Genomic DNA, 15,729 nt, shown 5'->3' on the forward strand with positions numbered 1-15,729 from the left:
TCTGCCACCAGCGTGCATGTACGACCAGCTGGTGAGCAGGAAGCCGAGTGGTCATCGTCCCGGACGTCGGCGCAGCTTGATGTCGCGCATGTCGGTCACCGCGACACGCAGGACGTCGTACGCCTGACCGTAGGCGTCGAGCGCCGCGAGGGCGCGCCGCGTGGCGTCCTGCTCGCCGTCGTCCGGCCCGGCCGGCACCTGGCAGCGGAATGTGAAAGTGGACAGGGTGCCGTCGTGGGTGAAGGCGCCCCGCTCGGTGAAGCCCACCTCGGACGCGGCGAGTACGGCCGCGCGGCCGTTCTCGTCGAGATCGCCGAACTTGCCGGAGATGATCACTCTGAACACTGTGGGTCCTTTCTGACGGCGTAGGTAAGGATGTGGCCGCCGAGCAGTTCCTCGGCGGCTTCGAGAATGCCGAGGACGGCCGCGGCGATGGTGTCGGGCTCCTCCCCGATGGCCGTCCGCCTGCCGATCTCCGTGTACACGAGTGAGTGCAGGGCGCCGATCTGCCAGGCCACCACGCGGGGCGGTAGGGGACGCGCCGATCTCCTCGGCGAGTGGGGAAATTTTAAGCTGACTCTATATTTGGAGTCCACTGGATTTTTCTGCAGGGGTGCTGCCGACGGCCCTACCGATCAGCCTCGCCGTCGTGGCATGTTGAAAGGGAAGAACCTCCTGGGAGGAGGGTCGGGGGACATGATGTGGGATTACGGGGCCGGCTCCTGGTTGGTCGGGGGCATCACCATGATCTTGATCTGGGCGCTGATCATCACTGCGATTGTGGCGCTGGTCCGCTACATCGGCGGCTCCCGGAACACGGGGATGCCGTGGAACCGGCAGGGATCGCTGCGGCCCGAGGACGTGCTCGCCGAGCGGCTCGCCCGAGGAGAGGTCGACGTCGACGAGTACAAGCGTCGTCTGGAACTGCTGCAGGGGCGAAGATGAGTTCCACGCGACACCGGCGCTAGGCAGGACGGGGCACGGAGGCCCACTCGGGGAGGGTGAACCACCGGGGCACGGCGCGGCGTAGCGCCTCGGGACCCTGCACCTCGACCGCCTGGAGGCGCAGGGCGTCCGGCCAGCTCAGGTTGCCGCGCCAGACCTCGACCATGCTGCGCACACCGGCGGTCACCGTCACCGTCACGGCGTGGCCGGGGTCCGTGTCGCAGACGTCGACCTCGTCACTGGTGATCACGAGCCACCAGCGGCGACTGTTGGACGGCACGTCCGGGAACCGGAACTCGATGACCGTCCGCCCGTCCGGAACGGCGGTTCGGTCGACGTTGCGGTGCATGTCCCACAGCAGCAGCTTCGGGTCCAGGTCCTCGTCGCCCAGCTCTCCGATCCAGCGGATGCCCCAGGCGGCGAGTGCCTCGACCACGGGGCGCAGCTCGTGGCCGGCCTGGGTCAGGACGTATCGCACGTCGTTGTCCTTGACGTGCCTCTCCACGATGCCTGCCTGGGTGAGCTGGTGCAGCCGCCGGGACAGCAGCGTGGGGGACATGCGCGGCAGTCCGCGGCGCAGCTCGTTGAAACGCTCGGTCCCGCACACCAGCTCCCGGATGACGAGCAGGGTCCAGCGTTCGTCGAGCAGTTCGACGGCCTTGGCCACGGGACAGAACTGGTGGTAGGAGGAGCCCATGTCCCGGAGTCTAGATTCGGCCGCCACGAATGCCAGTGGCAGCCGGATGCCGGTACAGATCGTGTACTAGATAGCGCATCCGCCCCTCCTTACCGTCGATTCCAGTCCACCGATCACGACGAGGGAGCAGTGCGATGACCGTCCCGAGCGACCCGACAGAGGCCGACCGTGCCCTGAAGGCCAAGCACCGCGCCATGTGGGCGCAGGGCGACTATGCCGCGGTCGCCGCCGAGGTCATCCCCGACCTGGGCGCGATCCTGACCAAGGCCTGCGGGGTGGGGCCCGGGGACCGGGTGCTGGACGTGGCCGCCGGGTCCGGCAACGCCGCCATTCCCGCCGCGCTGGCCGGGGCGAGCGTGGTGGCCGGCGACCTGACCCCCGAACTGCTGGAGGCCGGACAGGCCCAGGCGGCGCGGCGCGGCGCGGAGGTCGAGTGGCGGCAGGCCGACGCGGAGGCGCTGCCGTTCGCGGACGGCGAGTTCGACACGGTCGTGTCCTGTGTCGGGGTCATGTTCGCTCCCCACCACCAGGCCAGTGCCGACGAGCTGGTCCGGGTCTGCCGCCCGGGCGGCACGATCGGCCTGCTCAACTGGACGCCGGAGGGGTTCATCGGCCAGATGTTCGCGACGATGAAACCGTTCGTGGCCCCGCCTCCGCCCGGCGCGCAACCCCCTCCGCTGTGGGGCGACGAGGACCACGTCCGTGCGCTGCTCGGGGACGCGGTCACCGAGGTCGTCGCGCGCCGGCAGATGGTCACGGTCGACCGGTTCGCTCACCCCGGCGCGTTCCTCGACTACTTCAAGGCCAACTACGGCCCGACCATCGCCGCCTACCGGGGGATGGCCGGGGACCCCGAACGGGTCGCCGCCCTGGACCACGCTCTCACCGAGCTGGCCCGCGACCATCTGCGCGGCGAGGAGAAAGCGGTGATGGAATGGGAGTATCTCCTCCTCACAGCACGCAAGCGCGCCTGACGGCGCCTCACCACTCGCGCGCCGCGCGCCGGGGCAGCACCACGCCGACCTCGTACGCGAGCACCACCGCCTGCACGCGGTCCCGCACGCCGAGTTTGGCGAAGATGCGGTTGATGTGCGTCTTCACGGTCGCCTCGCCGAGATGCAGCTCACCGGAGATCTCCCGGTTGGAGAGCCCCCGAGCCAGCAACCGCAGCACCTCGGCCTCCCGGGCGGTCAGGTCGGTCAGGCCAGGAGCGCTGACCGGTGGCGCCAAGGAGGTGTAGTGGTCGATCAGACGGCGGGTGATCTCGGGTGAGAGCAGCGTGTCTCCACGGACGACGGCGTGCAGCGCGCCCGCCAGCTCCTTCGGCGGAGTGGTCTTGAGCAGGAAACCGCAGGCGCCTGCGCGTAACGACCGGTAGACGTACTCGTCGAGGTCGAACGTGGTCAGCATGACGACGCGGCGGTCGGGGCGGTCCGCGAGGATCCGCTCCGTCGCGGCCACGCCGTCGAGCCTCGGCATGTGGATGTCCATCAGCACGACGTCCGGCTCGTGCCGGTCGGTCAGCCTCAGCGCCTCCTCGCCGTTCGCGGCCTCCGCGACCACCTCGATGCCGGGCTGGGTGCCGAGGATCATCCGCAGGCCGGTGCGTACGAGCACCTCGTCGTCCGCGATGAGGACGCGCGTCACACCGACGCTCCCGTACGCGACGGCGTGGAGCTTCCGCTCAAGGGCAGCTCCACCCGCACCTCGAACCCGCCGCCCTTCCCCGGACCGGTGGTGGCCGTGCCTCCGAAGAGCTCGACACGCTCGCTGATCCCGTCACCCCGAGGCCGCTGCCGTCGCTCCGGCGGACGATCCGGGGGCCGTCGTCGACGACGTGGATCCTCAGGTCGGTGTGTCCGACCTCGATCGCGACGGAGACCGCGGCCCCCGGGGCGTGTTTGACCACGTTGGTGAGGGCCTCCTGCAGCACCCGGTAGCCGCTGACGTCGACGGCCGCGGGAACCCTGCCGAGGTCGCCGTCGGCGGTGACGTCGACCCGCACGCCGGCGGCCCGGACTCCGCTCAGGAGCGGATCGAGGTGCCGTAACGAGGGCAGCCGCTCCAGACTCCCCTCAGCCCGGAGGACGACGAGCAGGCGGCGCAACTCGGTGACGACGTCACGACCGACGTCCTGCACCGCGTCCAGCGACTCATGGGCCTGCCGGACGTCGGAGTCGAGCACGGCCTGGGCGGCTCCCGCCTGCAGCACCATCACGGCGACGCCGTGCGAGACGATGTCGTGCAGCTCGCGGGCCACCCGGAGCCGCTCGTCGGTGCGGGCGGCGGCCTCCCGTTCGGCGGCGAGCGCGACCAGGCGTTCGGCCTCGGCACGCCGCATGCGTACGGCGTAGGCCGGTCCCATGACGGCGAGCGCGACGAAGACGATGAAGGCCCAGTCGGGGTCGTCCGCGATCGTGGTCTCGATCCCGGCCGCGAGGAAGTAGGAGACGGCGGCGATCACCGGCCCGTGGCGGCCGCCCACCGCGACGCACGCGAAGCAGACGACGACCAACGCCGCGAGCGGCGTGACCGGCGATTCGGGAAGGAGCGGCGTGAGGCTCTGCGCGACGAAGCAGACCCCGGCCAGGACCACCGCGATCCGTGGGTAGGTGCCGCAGGCGGCGACCGCGAGGCAGTAGCCGGCGAGCAGCACGGTCAGCACGGCCATCCAGCCGCCGGACAACTCGGTGGGGATGGGACCGTCGCCCTCGACGTACGGGGCGAGCGGCACGTAGAGCTCGGCCAGGCCGAACCCGAACAGCGCGAGACCCGCGGCGACAGTCACGAGGTCACGCCGCCCCATGCCCCGGAGCCATCCCATGGCAGGGAGCGTATGCGAACCGCCCGCCGCCTGGCATCAACCCACGGGTTGATCGGCGTCCCGCGGAATCAACCCGTGGTTCAACGTCCCGGCCGACGACCTGGGCGGTACGGCGCTCCTAGCCTCTGCGTCGTCGGCCGGATCATGACAGGAGACGTCGATGGATGACCAGACCACCAGACCGTACGGCTCGCGTTTCGCGGCGGTCGCGATGGCGGGCGGCGGTGTTCTCTACAGCGTGGCGGGCGCCTTCTACTGGGCGATGTTCCCGGACGAGGTGTCCGAGACCGCGGCGAACGCGGACGTGGCCGCTTCCGCCCTCGGCGCCTGGCGGGTGGAGACGCTCCTCTTCGCGCTGGCGCACCTGCTGCTCCTGCCCGCGATGGCGGGTCTGATGGTGGCGGTCGGCCGTCGCAAGCGCCTGGTCGCCACCGTCGGCGGGGCCTTCGTCGTTCCCGCTCTCTACTTCTCGGCGGTCCACCTCTGGTACTACAACGCCTTCTTCGGGGCCCTCGCCGGAGGGGGAGTGACGGCGGACGCGGCCCGGCCGGTGGTCGACGCCCTCGACAACGACCCGCTGGTGGTGGCGTCGTTCCTGGTCTGGATCCTGGGCTGGCTGATCGGGCTCCTGATCCTGGCCTTCGGCGCGTGGCGAGCCCGCCTCGTGTCCCTGTGGGTGCCGCTCGTCCTCACCGCCGGCATGGTGCTCGAGGCCGTCTCCAGCGGCCTGGCGCCCAAACTCGTGGTGAGCGCGCTGATGGCCGCCGGGCTGGTCGGGCTGGCGCGGGGCCTTCGCCCGAGCCGCGTGGAGAGCGTGTCGGTGGCCGGGCGGTAGCCGCCCCGCTCAACCGGCCATGCCCAGGAGCACCGCCGCGGTGCCCATGGCGAGGGCCAGAGGATAGGCCCACCATCGCGGAGCCGGGCCGTCCTTGAGCACACGCACCCCCAGCGGCACGAGCGCCACGCACAGGCCGGCAGCGGCGACGACGGACATCGGTCCGGTGCCTTTGAGCACGCCGATCGGCAGGGCGCTCATCGATGCCAGGGCCACGGATCCGGTGATCCCCAGCACGCGCGCCCGCCACGTCCCCACGGCCAGCACGATCCAGCCGAAGAAGATCGCGAAGGACAGGGCGTGGAACACGTGGAAGGCGCTGTAGGAGGCGGCGACGGCCTGCTGAGCCGTCCGCAGGCCCTGGACGTCGACGAGCTGGAAGGCGAGATGGTCGACGCCGGCGTGAAAGGTCCGGGCGAACAGGCCGAACAGGACCAGCACGCCGCCCCACAGCGCCCATCGCGGCTGCGTCACCCACACCCGCCGGACCAGGGCGATGACCGCGGGCCACAGCAGGACGTTCCCGGCGACGAAGGCGCTGTACGACAGGCTGATCCGGCCCGGGCTCGTGGCGAAGGCGGCGAGCTGCGCGGGGAAGAAGCCGTCCGCGTCCACGCGGAGGAGGACGCCGGCGAGCATCAGAAGCGGCCCGAGGAGAAGCCCTGCTCCCTCGACCCAGCGACCGGGGAACGCGAACGAGACGGTTGTCATGCCGTCGATCCAACCGGTGGCGCCCTCGTCGCACATTGGCGGAAGGGCGAGCCTTCCGGGTAGCCCGGGCACTACCCCGCGTCAACCGTCCCTGACGGCTGTCAACGGGGGAGGCGGTCGCTGACCAGGCGCCGTCGTTCCGGAGACAGCCCGCGAGCCGTCATGGCCCGCTCCAGGAGGTCCGGGTCGAACCCCCGCCGCGCGATGAGGGGTTCGTACCGGTCAGGCCGGTCACGCAGGAGCTCGGTGGCCAGCCGCAGTTCGAGGCGCACCACGGGAACGCGATGCGGACCACAGGGGACCAGGACGTAGTGCTGCCACGGGCCGCGGCCGATGCACTCCATCCGCCACCAGGAGGTCGACGTCCCCGGCAGGAAGCCGGACACCTTGCAGCAGAGCGGCGCTCGTGCCGCCCACGCGGTACGCCGGACCGGCTCCCAGGGCGGTGAGAGCCGTCTCCAGCGCCGATGTCACGTCCTCCAGCCGCAGCGACGCCCCACCTGTGCTCATGACGATCAGCGTATCGAGCACCGGGAAGATCTTGATCATTTTGGACGATTTCAGTCCCCCGGTGGCGAGCGTTCTCACGGGCGGCACATACTGGAGGGGATGAAGCCAGCCAGCGGTGCGTCCCATCGCCACCTGCCCACAAGTCCCTTCAAGCCCCGGCCTCCCGCCCCGCCTGTCGAGCGGTTCAGCGTGGACGACCGAGTGACCCACGATCGGTACGGTCTCGGCGTCGTCATCGCCGTGGAAGACGAGATCGCCGTGTTCGTCGATTTCGGATCGCGCCAGGAGCGGATCACTACACCGTTCAACAAGCTCTACAAGCTCTGAGGCCTCGTGCGGCGGACTCAGCCGAGCCGCCAGGCGAGGAGCCCTTCAGGCGCGTCGGCCTGGGCGAAACCGGCCGTGACCAGCTCTTCCTGGATCACCTCCCGCCCAGGACGGTAGGCGTTGCCGACGATCTCCTCCTCGCTGAGCACCTTGTCGCCCTCGGTGACCCGATAGAGGTAACGGGCCTTGCAGCCTTCCCCGCTCGATTCGATGATCTCTGACAGGACCGTGTAGGTGTGCCGGCCCACCTGGCGTGACTCCAGCTCCCGGAGGGGAGACGGGGCCGGAGGGCCGCCGTCGCGCCAGGTGAAGATCAGCAGGCCGCCCGGTTCCAGATGTGCCGCCAGCACGGGCCAGAGTCGCCGGCGATAGTCCGGTTCCAGGGCGTACATCACTCTGATCATCACCATGGCCTCGACCGGCTCGTCCAGGTTCAGGCTCAGCGCGTCACAGGAGAGCACGGTCACGCGTTCCAGCAGTTCCGGGCGCGCGTTCAGCCGCGACAGCAACATCCCGCGCATGCCAGCCGAGGGCTCCAGCGCGAAGATCTCGGCCGGTGTCGAGTCGGCCAGCGACGTGGTGATCAGGCCGGTTCCCGCACCGATCTCCAGGATGCTCCGCCGTACGCCTGAGAGAAGCGAAGGCAGTTTCCGGCGGATCTCGACCCCATGCTCGTTCTCGTGGAACAGGTCATAGAAGGGAAGGGAGACGAAGTCGGTCATGGCGGGCCACGCTACTCCCGTACGAGATTCCTGACAGGCGGGAAGTCCTCTTCGCCTCTCACGGGCGGAGGCACGACGAGAGCGCGTCACACCAGGCAGAACTCGTTTCCCTCAGGGTCGGCCATCACCACGTGATCCGGTCTTCCCTGCAGGTCGTCCTGGCGGATCACGGTCGCACCCGCGGCGGTCAACCGTTCGACGGCCTCGACCACGCGCGGCCACCGCACCTCCCAGGGCGTGCTGCGGCCTCCGCCGACCTGTACGTCGAGGTGCAGCCGGTTCTTCACCACCTTCGACTCCGGCACCCGCAGGAAGGACAGATCAGGACCCACCCCGTCGGGATCGGACAGATAGGCGCCCTCATTCCACTCCTCCTCCGGGACGTCGTGATGCGCGAACCACTCCTCCCAGCTGTCGAAGCCCGCCGGGGGCGGCTTCTCGACATATCCCAAGGCGAGGGCCCAGAACCTCGCCAGCTTCGCCGGCTGCGCGCAGTCAATCGTCAGACTCCATCTGGTCGCCAAAGGACTCTCCTCTTTGCAGCCACGCTCAGACTTCAGGATGATCGCCCAGTGAGAAGGCCCGCGTATGGGCAGTGAACTGGGCGGCGATCAGTTCCAGCAAGGCGGCGTGTGTCTCTTCGTCGGCGGCCGCGACCAGGCCGCCGGCGCCGGCGTGGGGCGGCCGGCCGTGCAGGTCGGTCACCACGCATCCGGCGGCCCGGCACAGCGCGATCCCGGCGGCGAAGTGGACGCTGTCCTGGAGATGGCCGTCGGTGACGTACGCGGCTCGCCGGCCGGCGGCGACCCAGGCCACGGCGAGGGCCGTGGAGACGACGCGGGGGCGGAACCGCTCGGCGAACGCGGGCTCGGCGAGCAGTCGCACAGCCCGGAAGGCCGGGTCGTTCGGGAACGGCGGGTCGAGGTTGACGTCGACCAGGCCCGTGTCGGGCGACGGTGTGAGCCGCTCGTCCGCGCCGTCGTGGCGGAGGTACGCGTGAGCGCCGTCCGTCCAGAAGACTTCGCCGGCGAACGGATCGGCCGAGGCCGCCACCGTGATGTCCGGGCCCACCCGCAGGGCGACGTTCACCGCCACCAGCATGTTCCGCGCGGCGTAGTTCAGCGTGCCGCACAGGGGGTCGACCAGCCACATGCGCTCCGCGGCTCCTGAACCCGTGCGGCCGCTTTCCTCACCGGTGACGGAATCGTCCGGCCGAGCCGTACGGATGACGTCCAGGATGGCCTGCTCCGCTTCGAGGTCGGCGGACGTGGCGAAGTCACCCCCGGATTTCGGGAAGCGCGCCAGCGGCGCGCCGTATCGGGCCGCCACGACGGCCGCTCCGGCCTGCGCCGCCTTGACGGCCACTTCCTCGTCTGTGATCAGCACGCGTGCAGGATAGGCGGGGTCTCCGGGCGGGGGTGGAGCGGGGTTAGGGGTATTGACGGAGGGGATTACTGATCTCACCGAGAGTAGTGATTCTGGAGGCATGATGCGCCGGCAGAGGCCCGATCTCCCGCTGCTGGCCGTCGCCGTCGGGTTGCTGCTGGCGGTGGTCCTGTGGGGGGCGGTCTTCACCGAGTCCCTCACCGTGGCCGGGGACGCCGCGCTCGGCTGGGTGGTGGGCAACTTCGGCTGGTTGTTCGTGGTGGCCGCCGACTTCTTCCTGATCCTGGCCGTGGTGCTCGCGCTCAGCCGGTACGGGCGGATCCGGCTCGGCAAGGATGACGACGTCCCGGAGTTCAGCAACCTGGCCTGGACGGCGATGATGTTCAGCTCCGGGATGGGCATCGGGCTGATGTTCTACGGCGTCGGCGAGCCGATCACGCACATGCTCAGCCCGCCGCCCGGTCTGGGCATCGAGGCGGGCTCGCCCCTGGCCGCGCGGACGGCGATGGAGTACTCCCTGTTCCACTGGGCCCTGCACCCGTGGGCCATCTACGCCGTCACCGGCATGGCGCTGGCCTACTCCACCTTCCGCATGGGGCGGGGCAACCGGTTCAGCGAGGCGTTCACCCCGCTGTTCGGCGGACGGTCCAGGCCGATGGTGGGGCGGGCGCTGGATCTGCTGGCGATCCTGGCCACGGCCTTCGGCACCGCGACCAGCCTGGGCCTGGGGGCGCTCCAGGTGGAGTACGGCCTGAACGAGCTGCTCGGGATCAGCGGGCGGCGGCTGGAGGTGGCCGTCATCGTCGTGCTGACGGGCGCGTTCGTCCTCTCGGCGTTCACCGGGGTGCACCGCGGCGTGCGCGTGCTCAGCACGGTCAACGTCTATCTGGTGGCCGTGCTGGCGGTGTTCATCTTCCTGTTCGGCCCGACCGTGGCGATACTCAACCTGATCCCCGCCTCGCTCGGCGGCTACCTGAACGACCTGCTCGCGATGTCGTCCCGTACGGGCGTGTTCGTCGACAAGGCCTGGCTCGGCATGTGGACCCTCTTCTACTGGGCGTGGTGGATGTCGTGGGCGCCGTTCGTGGGCGCCTTCATCGCCCGGATCTCCCGGGGCCGCACCATCCGCGAGTTCGTCATCGGCGTGCTGCTCGTCCCGTCCGGCGCCAGCCTGCTGTGGTTCTCGATCAGCGGCGGCAGCGCCGTCTGGATGCAACTGTCGGGTACGGCGGACTTCACGGCGGAGATCGCGCAAGGCGCCGAGGCGGCGTTGTTCGCCCTCCTCGACCAGCTGCCGTTCGCCCTGCTCTCCACCGTGCTCGCGGTGGTTCTCGTCGGGCTCTACTTCGTCACCAGCGCGGACTCGGCCTCTCTGGTGCTCGGGTCGCTCTCCTCCCGGGGCTCGCTCGATCCCTCCCGGCTCCTGGTGGTGATGTGGGGCGTGCTGGTCGGGGTGGTCGCGCTGGCGCTGCTGCTGGCCGGCGGCCTGACGGCGCTGCAGCAGGCGACGATCGTGGTCGCGTTGCCGTTCATGATCGTCATGCTCCTGCTCTGCCTGGCGCTGGTGAAGGAGCTGCGCGAGGACCCCGGCGCGGGGCCGCTGCCGCGCCGCGCCTCGCGCGGCCTGCCGGGCGCGTTCCGCCGGGTCGGCGGCGAGGACGAGTGAACGGGGACGCTGGGGTGGAACGTGAAGCCCCGCACACCGTACTCCTCGACCAGGCGGCGACCACGGTGTGCGGCTGCGCGGGATCCGTGACGTCGTACTGTGGAAGCGGCTGCCCAGGGAGGAGGTCGACGCGGATGGGTCTGGAGGTCGAGAGCCGGCCGTCCGATTCGCCGTACATCGAGCGGGTGTGGCGCAGCAGCAGCGGCGACGGGCTCGAACGGATGACGTCGGTGGCCACGGCCCACGGGGAGCTGGTCCTCTGGGAGGAACGCGGCCGGGTCAGCGTCTCGGTCCGGGGGCCGGAGACGCGGGCGAGCCGGGCTCCGGTGCCCGAGGACGCCACGTTCTTCGGGATCGTCTTCTCCGCCGGCACGTTGATGCCGCACCTGCCCTTCCACCGGCTCGTCGACCTCGACGTGGAGATCCCCGAGGTGACGCGCAGGTCGTTCTGGCTGAAGGGGTCCGCCTGGCATCTTCCCGGTTACGACAACGCGGAGTCGTTCGTACGGCGGATGGTCCGTGAGGGTGTGCTGGAGCGCGACCCGATCGTCGCCGAGGTGCTCCGCGGCGCGTCGCCGGACCTGTCCGAGCGCACGATCCAGCGGCGGTTCGTGGCGGCCACCGGGCTCACCCGCGGCGCCATCCGGCAGATCGACCGGGCCAGGCGGGCGGCCGTCCTGATCCAGGAGGAGGTGCCGATCCCCGACGTGATCGACCGGCTCGGATACTTCGACCAGCCGCACCTGGCGCGGTCGCTCTCGCGCTACATCGGGCGGACCGCCACGCGGCTGAGCGACCCGTCGGAGCCGCTGTCGCTTCTGTACAAGACCTGAGCGTCCCTTCGCGCCTAGTCTCCACTGTCGATCCGAACGACAGAGGAGCAGAGTCATGGCGAAGATCATTTCCAACTTCTTCATCTCGCTGGACGGCGTGGTGGAGTCGCCGGACCAGTGGCACTTCCCGTACTGGAACGACGAGATGGGCGCCGTGGTCCAGGCGGGCCTGCAGAGCCAGGCGGCGATGCTGATGGGCCGCAAGCTGTACGAGGAGTCGTCGGCCTACTGGACCACGACCGACCAGGACCAGGAGATCGCCGCGCTTTTCAACGCCGCCCCCAAGTACGTCGTGTCGAGCACCCTGGAGAAGGCCGACTGGAACAACACCACGGTCATCGGCGGCGACGTCGCGGCCGGGCTCCGCGAACTCAAGGAGCGGCTCGACGGCGACATCCAGATGTCCGGCTCCGCGACGACCGTGCGGTGGCTTCTCGCGAACGGGCTGCTCGACGAGCTGAAGCTGCTGGTCCACCCGATCGTCGTCGGCCGCGGCCAGCGGCTGTTCGAGGACACCCCGACCCACCCGCTCAAGCTGGTCGAGTCCCAGACGTTCCAGACCGGGGTTCTCAACCTGACCTACGTCCCGGACACCGACTGACGTCGTCGCCGTTTCTGTCGCCCAGGTGCTCTAGTCTCCAGCCATTGATCAAGCCCGGCGAGTCTGGAGAAGCACGGACATGAAGGCCGGCCAGACGGCGAAGAAGATCGGCGAGAAGACCCGCAAGGGTTACGCACCCGCCGTGCGCGGGGTGCGGCAGCGCCGGGCCGTGACCCGCCGCGCCATCACCAGCACCCGCTCGACCGCCCGGCAGGCGCCGGTCCTGTGGCGCTTCGACAGCGGCGCGCCCGCGTTCGGCATCTTCGTGGACGGCGAGCGCTGCTGGGTCGGCAACCAGCGAGGCGACGTCTACACCGTCACCCACTCCGGCACCGTGACCGGGCGGGGCGGAGCACCACGATCGACTACGAGGACGAGTTCCAGTGGGCGCGGACCGGCGCCGGCGACGTGCCGCAGGCTCTGGACGTCAAGGCGGCGAGCGGCTCCGGGTCCGCGTGGTCAGCCCCGGCTACGAGTCGTGGAACGTACAGTTCCCGAAGGACATCCGCGAAGCGGGCGCCCGCTACCTGGTCGACGGCGTGCGCTCGGCCGGCCGCGGCGGTTTCTACCGCGCGTACGGCGAGATCAGGCGCCTGCTCTGACCCGATCCGCCCCCCGAAAGGACGAGACAGTGACTGAACCAGGACAGGACCGGTACCGATCCGTCGCCATGATCGGCCTGGTGAGTTCGGTGAGCTTGAGTTGCCTGGTGGGCTGGGCGGAACTGCCCGCCGTCATCGTCCTCTTCCTGGCCGTTCCCGGGCTTCTGTGCGTCGTCTACCTGCTCTGGGCCATCCTGCGGGAGTGAGACCGCTCTTGACAGTTGGCCGAATGATGCATGCAATATATTGCACATCGCCAACCCGAGGAGCTGCGGCGTGTCCATCGACGACTTCGAGCGCTACCCCCTGACCTTCGGCCCCAGCCCCGTCCACCCCCTGGAGCGGCTCAGCGACCACCTGGGCGGGGCGCGGATCTGGGCCAAGCGCGAAGACTGCAACAGCGGCCTGGCCTTCGGCGGCAACAAGACCCGCAAGCTGGAGTACCTGATCCCCGACGCGCTCCGGCAGGGCGCCGACACGCTGGTGACCATCGGCGGCGTGCAGTCCAACCACACCAGGCAGGTCGCGGCGGTGGCGGCCAAGCTCGGGCTGAAGGCCGTCCTCGTACAGGAGAGCTGGGTCGACTGGCCCGACGCGGTCAACGACAAGGTGGGCAACATCCTGCTGTCGAGGATCATGGGCGCGCAGGTCCGGCTCGTCGAGGCCGACTTCGGCATCGGCTACAAGGACAGCTGGACCGACGCCATCGAAGGCGTCCGATCCTCGGGCGGCACCCCGTACGCCATCCCGGCGGGCGCCTCCGACCACCCGCTCGGCGGGCTCGGCTTCGCCAACTGGGCGTACGAGGTGCGGCAGCAGGAGCGCGAGCTGGGCGTCTTCTTCGACACCATCGTGGTGTGCAGCGTGACCGGCAGCACCCAGGCCGGGATGATCGCCGGTTTCGCCGGCCAGGACCGCCCGCGCCGCGTCCTGGGCATCGACGCCTCCGCCAAGCCCGCCGAGACGCGGGCCCAGGTGGACAAGATCGCCCGCGCCACCGCCGAGCTGATCGGCCTGGGCCGCGACCTGCGCGACGACGAGATCACGCTGCTGCAGGGGTGGGCGGGCGACCTCTACGGCGTTCCCGTACGGTCAACGACCGACGCCATCCGGCTCACCGGGAACCTGGAAGGGGTGATCCTCGACCCCGTCTACGAGGGCAAGTCCATGGCCGGGCTCATCGACCTCGTACGGAACGGCGACATCCCCAAGGATTCCAACGTCCTGTTCGCCCACCTCGGCGGCCAGCCCGCACTCAACGCCTACAGCGGGGCCTTCTGACTCACGCGAGCGCCGCGCGGATCTGTCCGAGCCACTCCATGCCCAGCCGGCGTCCGTCGGGGAGCTGGTCGCCCCGATCCCAGCGCCAGGTTGTGATCATCGCCAGCATGAGGATCCGGCACTCGCGCAGCAAGTCCTGGTCGACACCCGGGTAGTGCTCGCCGACCTCTTCGGGCGCGTGGGCGAGGTCGAACTCGACAGGTCCGCGGCAGCACGTCTCGAGGTCGACGAACAGCAGGCCGTTCCTCGTGGTGAGCACGTTGCCCGGGTGCGGCTCGCCGTGCAGCAGCTGCTCGGCGCCGCCGCGTTCGCCGATCGCCCGTTTCAGGCTGCTCAGCGTGCCGGCGAGCAGCTCCCGGTCGGCGTCGGCGAGCGCCGGAGTACGGTCGCGGCTCGCCACGAGCCGCTGAGCCTGCTCGACCCGGTCCGTGAAGTGCGGCGCCGGGACGTCGAGCTTGCGCATGCCGGCATGCAGCCGCCCGAGCGCGTCGGCGTAGTCGGCCGGTGGGATCTCCCGGCATGACACGGGTTCGTGGTAGGTCCACAGCGTGACCATCAAACCGTCACGCTCATGGACGCGTGGCTCCACCCGGGGGTCGAGCGCGGCCACCGGGCACCCTGCCTCGACGAGCCGTTGCGCGAGCTCGACCTCGAACCGCGCGACCGGCTGCGCCACGGGCGCCACCCGGGCCACGACGTCACAGGGCAGCAGACGCAGGGTGAGCGCGTTCGAGTCGTGCAGAACGATCGCGTCGTCCGCCGTCAGGCCGAGTGACGAGGCGACCGACGTGGCCGCGGCCACCGCACGCGTGGCATCTGCTGTCTGCATCGTCGCGAGCCATCCTCCCCAAGCGGTGCAACCCGGGCACCCTACCAACGGCCCCCGACGCGGAAAAAGCGGTTTAGCGGCTGCCCAGGGTGGCGTCGGTACGGGAGATCAGCTGGGGCTTGCCGGTGACCTTCGGAGAGGCATCCAGGTGGGCTGGGGGCCGGTGGTCAGGAAGTCCTCGACCACTCTGGTGCACCAGTCGGGCTTCTCCTGGAGGAGGGTGTGGGACGTGCCGGGGACGACGGTCAGATAGCCGTCGGGCAGGCTCCGGTACAGCTCCACGGTGTGCTCCAGCGTCACGATGTCGTCGTCGGCGGCCATGACCAGCGCCGGACAGGTCACGGCACCGAGATCAGCCGGCTTCAGCCCGCGTTCCTCGGCCACCGCCCGCACGATCTTGGCCACCACCACCGGGAGATGGTCGGCGCCGTCAGGGGACACCTCCGCGTACGCCTCCACCAGGGGCGGAGGCAGCGGCCCCTCACCGGAGGGCCGCACGATCATGCCCTCCATGTCGAAGGCGCCACTGATCAGGACAAGCCGGTCGACGAGGTCGGGGCGGCGCACGGCCACCCACAGCGCCACGGTCGCACCGGCGCTGTAGCCGACGAGCCGCACCGGCCCGCTGACGACCTCGTCCAGGAACGCGATGGTGTCCTGCGCCATCAACTCGACCGTGATCGGCCCCGGCACGTCGGCCGTGTGACCGTGGCCGCGGCGTTCGGGCAGCAGCACCCGGAAACGGCCGGCCAGCGCGCCGAGGTTGCCGTGGAAGTCCCTGCTGTCGGAGAAACCGCCGTGCAGCAGCACCAGCGGCTCCCCTTCGCCGCGCTCGTCGTACCAGGTGCGCACGCCGTTCACAGCCACATAGCCCGCCATCGGGTCGTCCCTTCGTCGCCGCCCCGGTGACCTTCACCGGGGTACACAGGTCATACGGCGCGGAGGGCGGAAACTCATCGC

The 15,729-nt window shown here is 70.1% G+C and carries 23 protein-coding genes; 10 read left to right on the forward strand and 13 right to left on the reverse strand.

What is annotated here, in order from left to right; translation table 11 throughout:
* Nucleotides 1-51: 51 nt before the first annotated feature.
* Together FR742_RS41220 and FR742_RS41225 are read right to left on the reverse strand one after the other, a co-directional pair.
* Nucleotides 52-345, reverse strand: a complete 294-nt coding sequence (locus tag FR742_RS41220; protein WP_187281602.1) for a DUF6204 family protein — start codon at nucleotides 343-345, stop codon at nucleotides 52-54.
* On the reverse strand, nucleotides 333-518 hold the full coding sequence (locus FR742_RS41225; protein WP_187281603.1) for a hypothetical protein: 186 nt from the start codon (nucleotides 516-518) through the stop codon (nucleotides 333-335). The genes FR742_RS41220 and FR742_RS41225 overlap by 13 nt, the downstream gene beginning before the upstream one ends.
* A gap of 178 nt (nucleotides 519-696) precedes the next feature.
* Between FR742_RS41225 and FR742_RS41230 the strand changes: the two genes are divergently transcribed.
* Nucleotides 697-945: an SHOCT domain-containing protein gene (locus tag FR742_RS41230; RefSeq protein WP_148036604.1), complete on the forward strand. Its 249-nt coding sequence runs from the start codon at nucleotides 697-699 to the stop codon at nucleotides 943-945.
* A 19-nt stretch (nucleotides 946-964) separates the two neighbouring features.
* Here the strand turns inward: FR742_RS41230 and FR742_RS41235 are convergent, their stop codons facing one another.
* The gene (locus FR742_RS41235) at nucleotides 965-1,642 is read right to left on the reverse strand and encodes a helix-turn-helix domain-containing protein (protein ID WP_148036605.1); all 678 of its coding nucleotides are present in this window, start codon (nucleotides 1,640-1,642) and stop codon (nucleotides 965-967) included.
* Nucleotides 1,643-1,776: 134 nt separating this feature from the next.
* Between FR742_RS41235 and FR742_RS41240 the strand changes: the two genes are divergently transcribed.
* A complete protein-coding gene (locus tag FR742_RS41240; protein ID WP_148036606.1) occupies nucleotides 1,777-2,616 on the forward strand; it encodes a class I SAM-dependent methyltransferase in 840 nt (279 codons plus the stop codon).
* A 7-nt stretch (nucleotides 2,617-2,623) separates the two neighbouring features.
* Here the strand turns inward: FR742_RS41240 and FR742_RS41245 are convergent, their stop codons facing one another.
* Entirely contained in the window at nucleotides 2,624-3,289 is a 666-nt protein-coding gene (locus FR742_RS41245; protein ID WP_148036607.1) for a response regulator transcription factor, read from the reverse strand.
* A gap of 37 nt (nucleotides 3,290-3,326) precedes the next feature.
* Nucleotides 3,327-4,466, reverse strand: a complete 1,140-nt coding sequence (locus FR742_RS41250; RefSeq protein WP_148036608.1) for a sensor histidine kinase — start codon at nucleotides 4,464-4,466, stop codon at nucleotides 3,327-3,329.
* A gap of 160 nt (nucleotides 4,467-4,626) precedes the next feature.
* Between FR742_RS41250 and FR742_RS41255 the strand changes: the two genes are divergently transcribed.
* Nucleotides 4,627-5,301, forward strand: coding sequence for a hypothetical protein (locus FR742_RS41255; protein ID WP_148036609.1), 675 nt, complete (start codon nucleotides 4,627-4,629; stop codon nucleotides 5,299-5,301).
* 9 nt (nucleotides 5,302-5,310) lie between these two features.
* Here FR742_RS41255 and FR742_RS41260 read toward each other — a convergent pair whose 3' ends face one another.
* Together FR742_RS41260 and FR742_RS45500 are read right to left on the reverse strand one after the other, a co-directional pair.
* A complete protein-coding gene (locus tag FR742_RS41260) occupies nucleotides 5,311-6,012 on the reverse strand; it encodes a hypothetical protein (RefSeq protein WP_148036610.1) in 702 nt (233 codons plus the stop codon).
* Between the two features lie 101 nt (nucleotides 6,013-6,113).
* Nucleotides 6,114-6,284, reverse strand: a complete 171-nt coding sequence (locus tag FR742_RS45500) for a hypothetical protein (protein WP_222709284.1) — start codon at nucleotides 6,282-6,284, stop codon at nucleotides 6,114-6,116.
* Between the two features lie 337 nt (nucleotides 6,285-6,621).
* Between FR742_RS45500 and FR742_RS41265 the strand changes: the two genes are divergently transcribed.
* Complete coding sequence (locus tag FR742_RS41265; protein WP_148036611.1) at nucleotides 6,622-6,849, forward strand: hypothetical protein; 228 nt, start codon at nucleotides 6,622-6,624, stop codon at nucleotides 6,847-6,849.
* 17 nt (nucleotides 6,850-6,866) lie between these two features.
* Here the strand turns inward: FR742_RS41265 and FR742_RS41270 are convergent, their stop codons facing one another.
* The 3 genes from FR742_RS41270 to FR742_RS41280 all read right to left on the reverse strand — a co-directional run bounded on the left by FR742_RS41270 (nucleotide 6,867) and on the right by FR742_RS41280 (nucleotide 8,957).
* Complete coding sequence (locus FR742_RS41270; protein WP_148036612.1) at nucleotides 6,867-7,571, reverse strand: trans-aconitate 2-methyltransferase; 705 nt, start codon at nucleotides 7,569-7,571, stop codon at nucleotides 6,867-6,869.
* Between the two features lie 86 nt (nucleotides 7,572-7,657).
* Complete coding sequence (locus tag FR742_RS41275; protein ID WP_148036613.1) at nucleotides 7,658-8,095, reverse strand: VOC family protein; 438 nt, start codon at nucleotides 8,093-8,095, stop codon at nucleotides 7,658-7,660.
* A gap of 25 nt (nucleotides 8,096-8,120) precedes the next feature.
* On the reverse strand, nucleotides 8,121-8,957 hold the full coding sequence (locus tag FR742_RS41280) for an inositol monophosphatase family protein (RefSeq protein ID WP_148036614.1): 837 nt from the start codon (nucleotides 8,955-8,957) through the stop codon (nucleotides 8,121-8,123).
* Nucleotides 8,958-9,057: 100 nt separating this feature from the next.
* Here FR742_RS41280 and FR742_RS41285 point away from each other — a divergent pair, with 100 nt between their 5' ends.
* From FR742_RS41285 to FR742_RS41295, 3 genes are all read left to right on the forward strand, one after another.
* Complete coding sequence (locus tag FR742_RS41285; protein ID WP_148036615.1) at nucleotides 9,058-10,623, forward strand: BCCT family transporter; 1,566 nt, start codon at nucleotides 9,058-9,060, stop codon at nucleotides 10,621-10,623.
* 134 nt (nucleotides 10,624-10,757) lie between these two features.
* Entirely contained in the window at nucleotides 10,758-11,456 is a 699-nt protein-coding gene (locus FR742_RS41290) for a helix-turn-helix domain-containing protein (protein WP_148036616.1), read from the forward strand.
* A gap of 55 nt (nucleotides 11,457-11,511) precedes the next feature.
* Nucleotides 11,512-12,057, forward strand: coding sequence for a dihydrofolate reductase family protein (locus tag FR742_RS41295; RefSeq protein ID WP_148036617.1), 546 nt, complete (start codon nucleotides 11,512-11,514; stop codon nucleotides 12,055-12,057).
* 129 nt (nucleotides 12,058-12,186) lie between these two features.
* Here FR742_RS41295 and FR742_RS46295 read toward each other — a convergent pair whose 3' ends face one another.
* Nucleotides 12,187-12,351 carry a hypothetical protein gene (locus FR742_RS46295; RefSeq protein WP_261809059.1) on the reverse strand — a complete coding sequence of 55 codons (165 nt, stop codon included), beginning with the start codon at nucleotides 12,349-12,351 and terminating at the stop codon, nucleotides 12,187-12,189.
* Nucleotides 12,352-12,440: 89 nt separating this feature from the next.
* Between FR742_RS46295 and FR742_RS46300 the strand changes: the two genes are divergently transcribed.
* From FR742_RS46300 to FR742_RS41305, 3 genes are all read left to right on the forward strand, one after another.
* Entirely contained in the window at nucleotides 12,441-12,659 is a 219-nt protein-coding gene (locus FR742_RS46300; protein WP_261809060.1) for a hypothetical protein, read from the forward strand.
* Between the two features lie 29 nt (nucleotides 12,660-12,688).
* Nucleotides 12,689-12,865: a hypothetical protein gene (locus tag FR742_RS44950; RefSeq protein ID WP_187281605.1), complete on the forward strand. Its 177-nt coding sequence runs from the start codon at nucleotides 12,689-12,691 to the stop codon at nucleotides 12,863-12,865.
* Between the two features lie 70 nt (nucleotides 12,866-12,935).
* A complete protein-coding gene (locus tag FR742_RS41305; RefSeq protein ID WP_148036618.1) occupies nucleotides 12,936-13,940 on the forward strand; it encodes a 1-aminocyclopropane-1-carboxylate deaminase in 1,005 nt (334 codons plus the stop codon).
* Nucleotide 13,941: 1 nt separating this feature from the next.
* Here FR742_RS41305 and FR742_RS41310 read toward each other — a convergent pair whose 3' ends face one another.
* Both FR742_RS41310 and FR742_RS41315 read right to left on the reverse strand, forming a co-directional pair.
* Nucleotides 13,942-14,769, reverse strand: a complete 828-nt coding sequence (locus tag FR742_RS41310; protein WP_148036619.1) for a phosphotransferase enzyme family protein — start codon at nucleotides 14,767-14,769, stop codon at nucleotides 13,942-13,944.
* 108 nt (nucleotides 14,770-14,877) lie between these two features.
* Nucleotides 14,878-15,648 (reverse strand): alpha/beta fold hydrolase, encoded by a 771-nt coding sequence (locus tag FR742_RS41315; protein ID WP_148036620.1) that lies wholly within the window; start codon nucleotides 15,646-15,648, stop codon nucleotides 14,878-14,880.
* Nucleotides 15,649-15,729 lie beyond the last annotated feature (81 nt).

Source organism: Nonomuraea sp. C10, from assembly GCF_008017515.1.
Taxonomy (GTDB): domain Bacteria; phylum Actinomycetota; class Actinomycetes; order Streptosporangiales; family Streptosporangiaceae; genus Nonomuraea; species Nonomuraea ferruginea.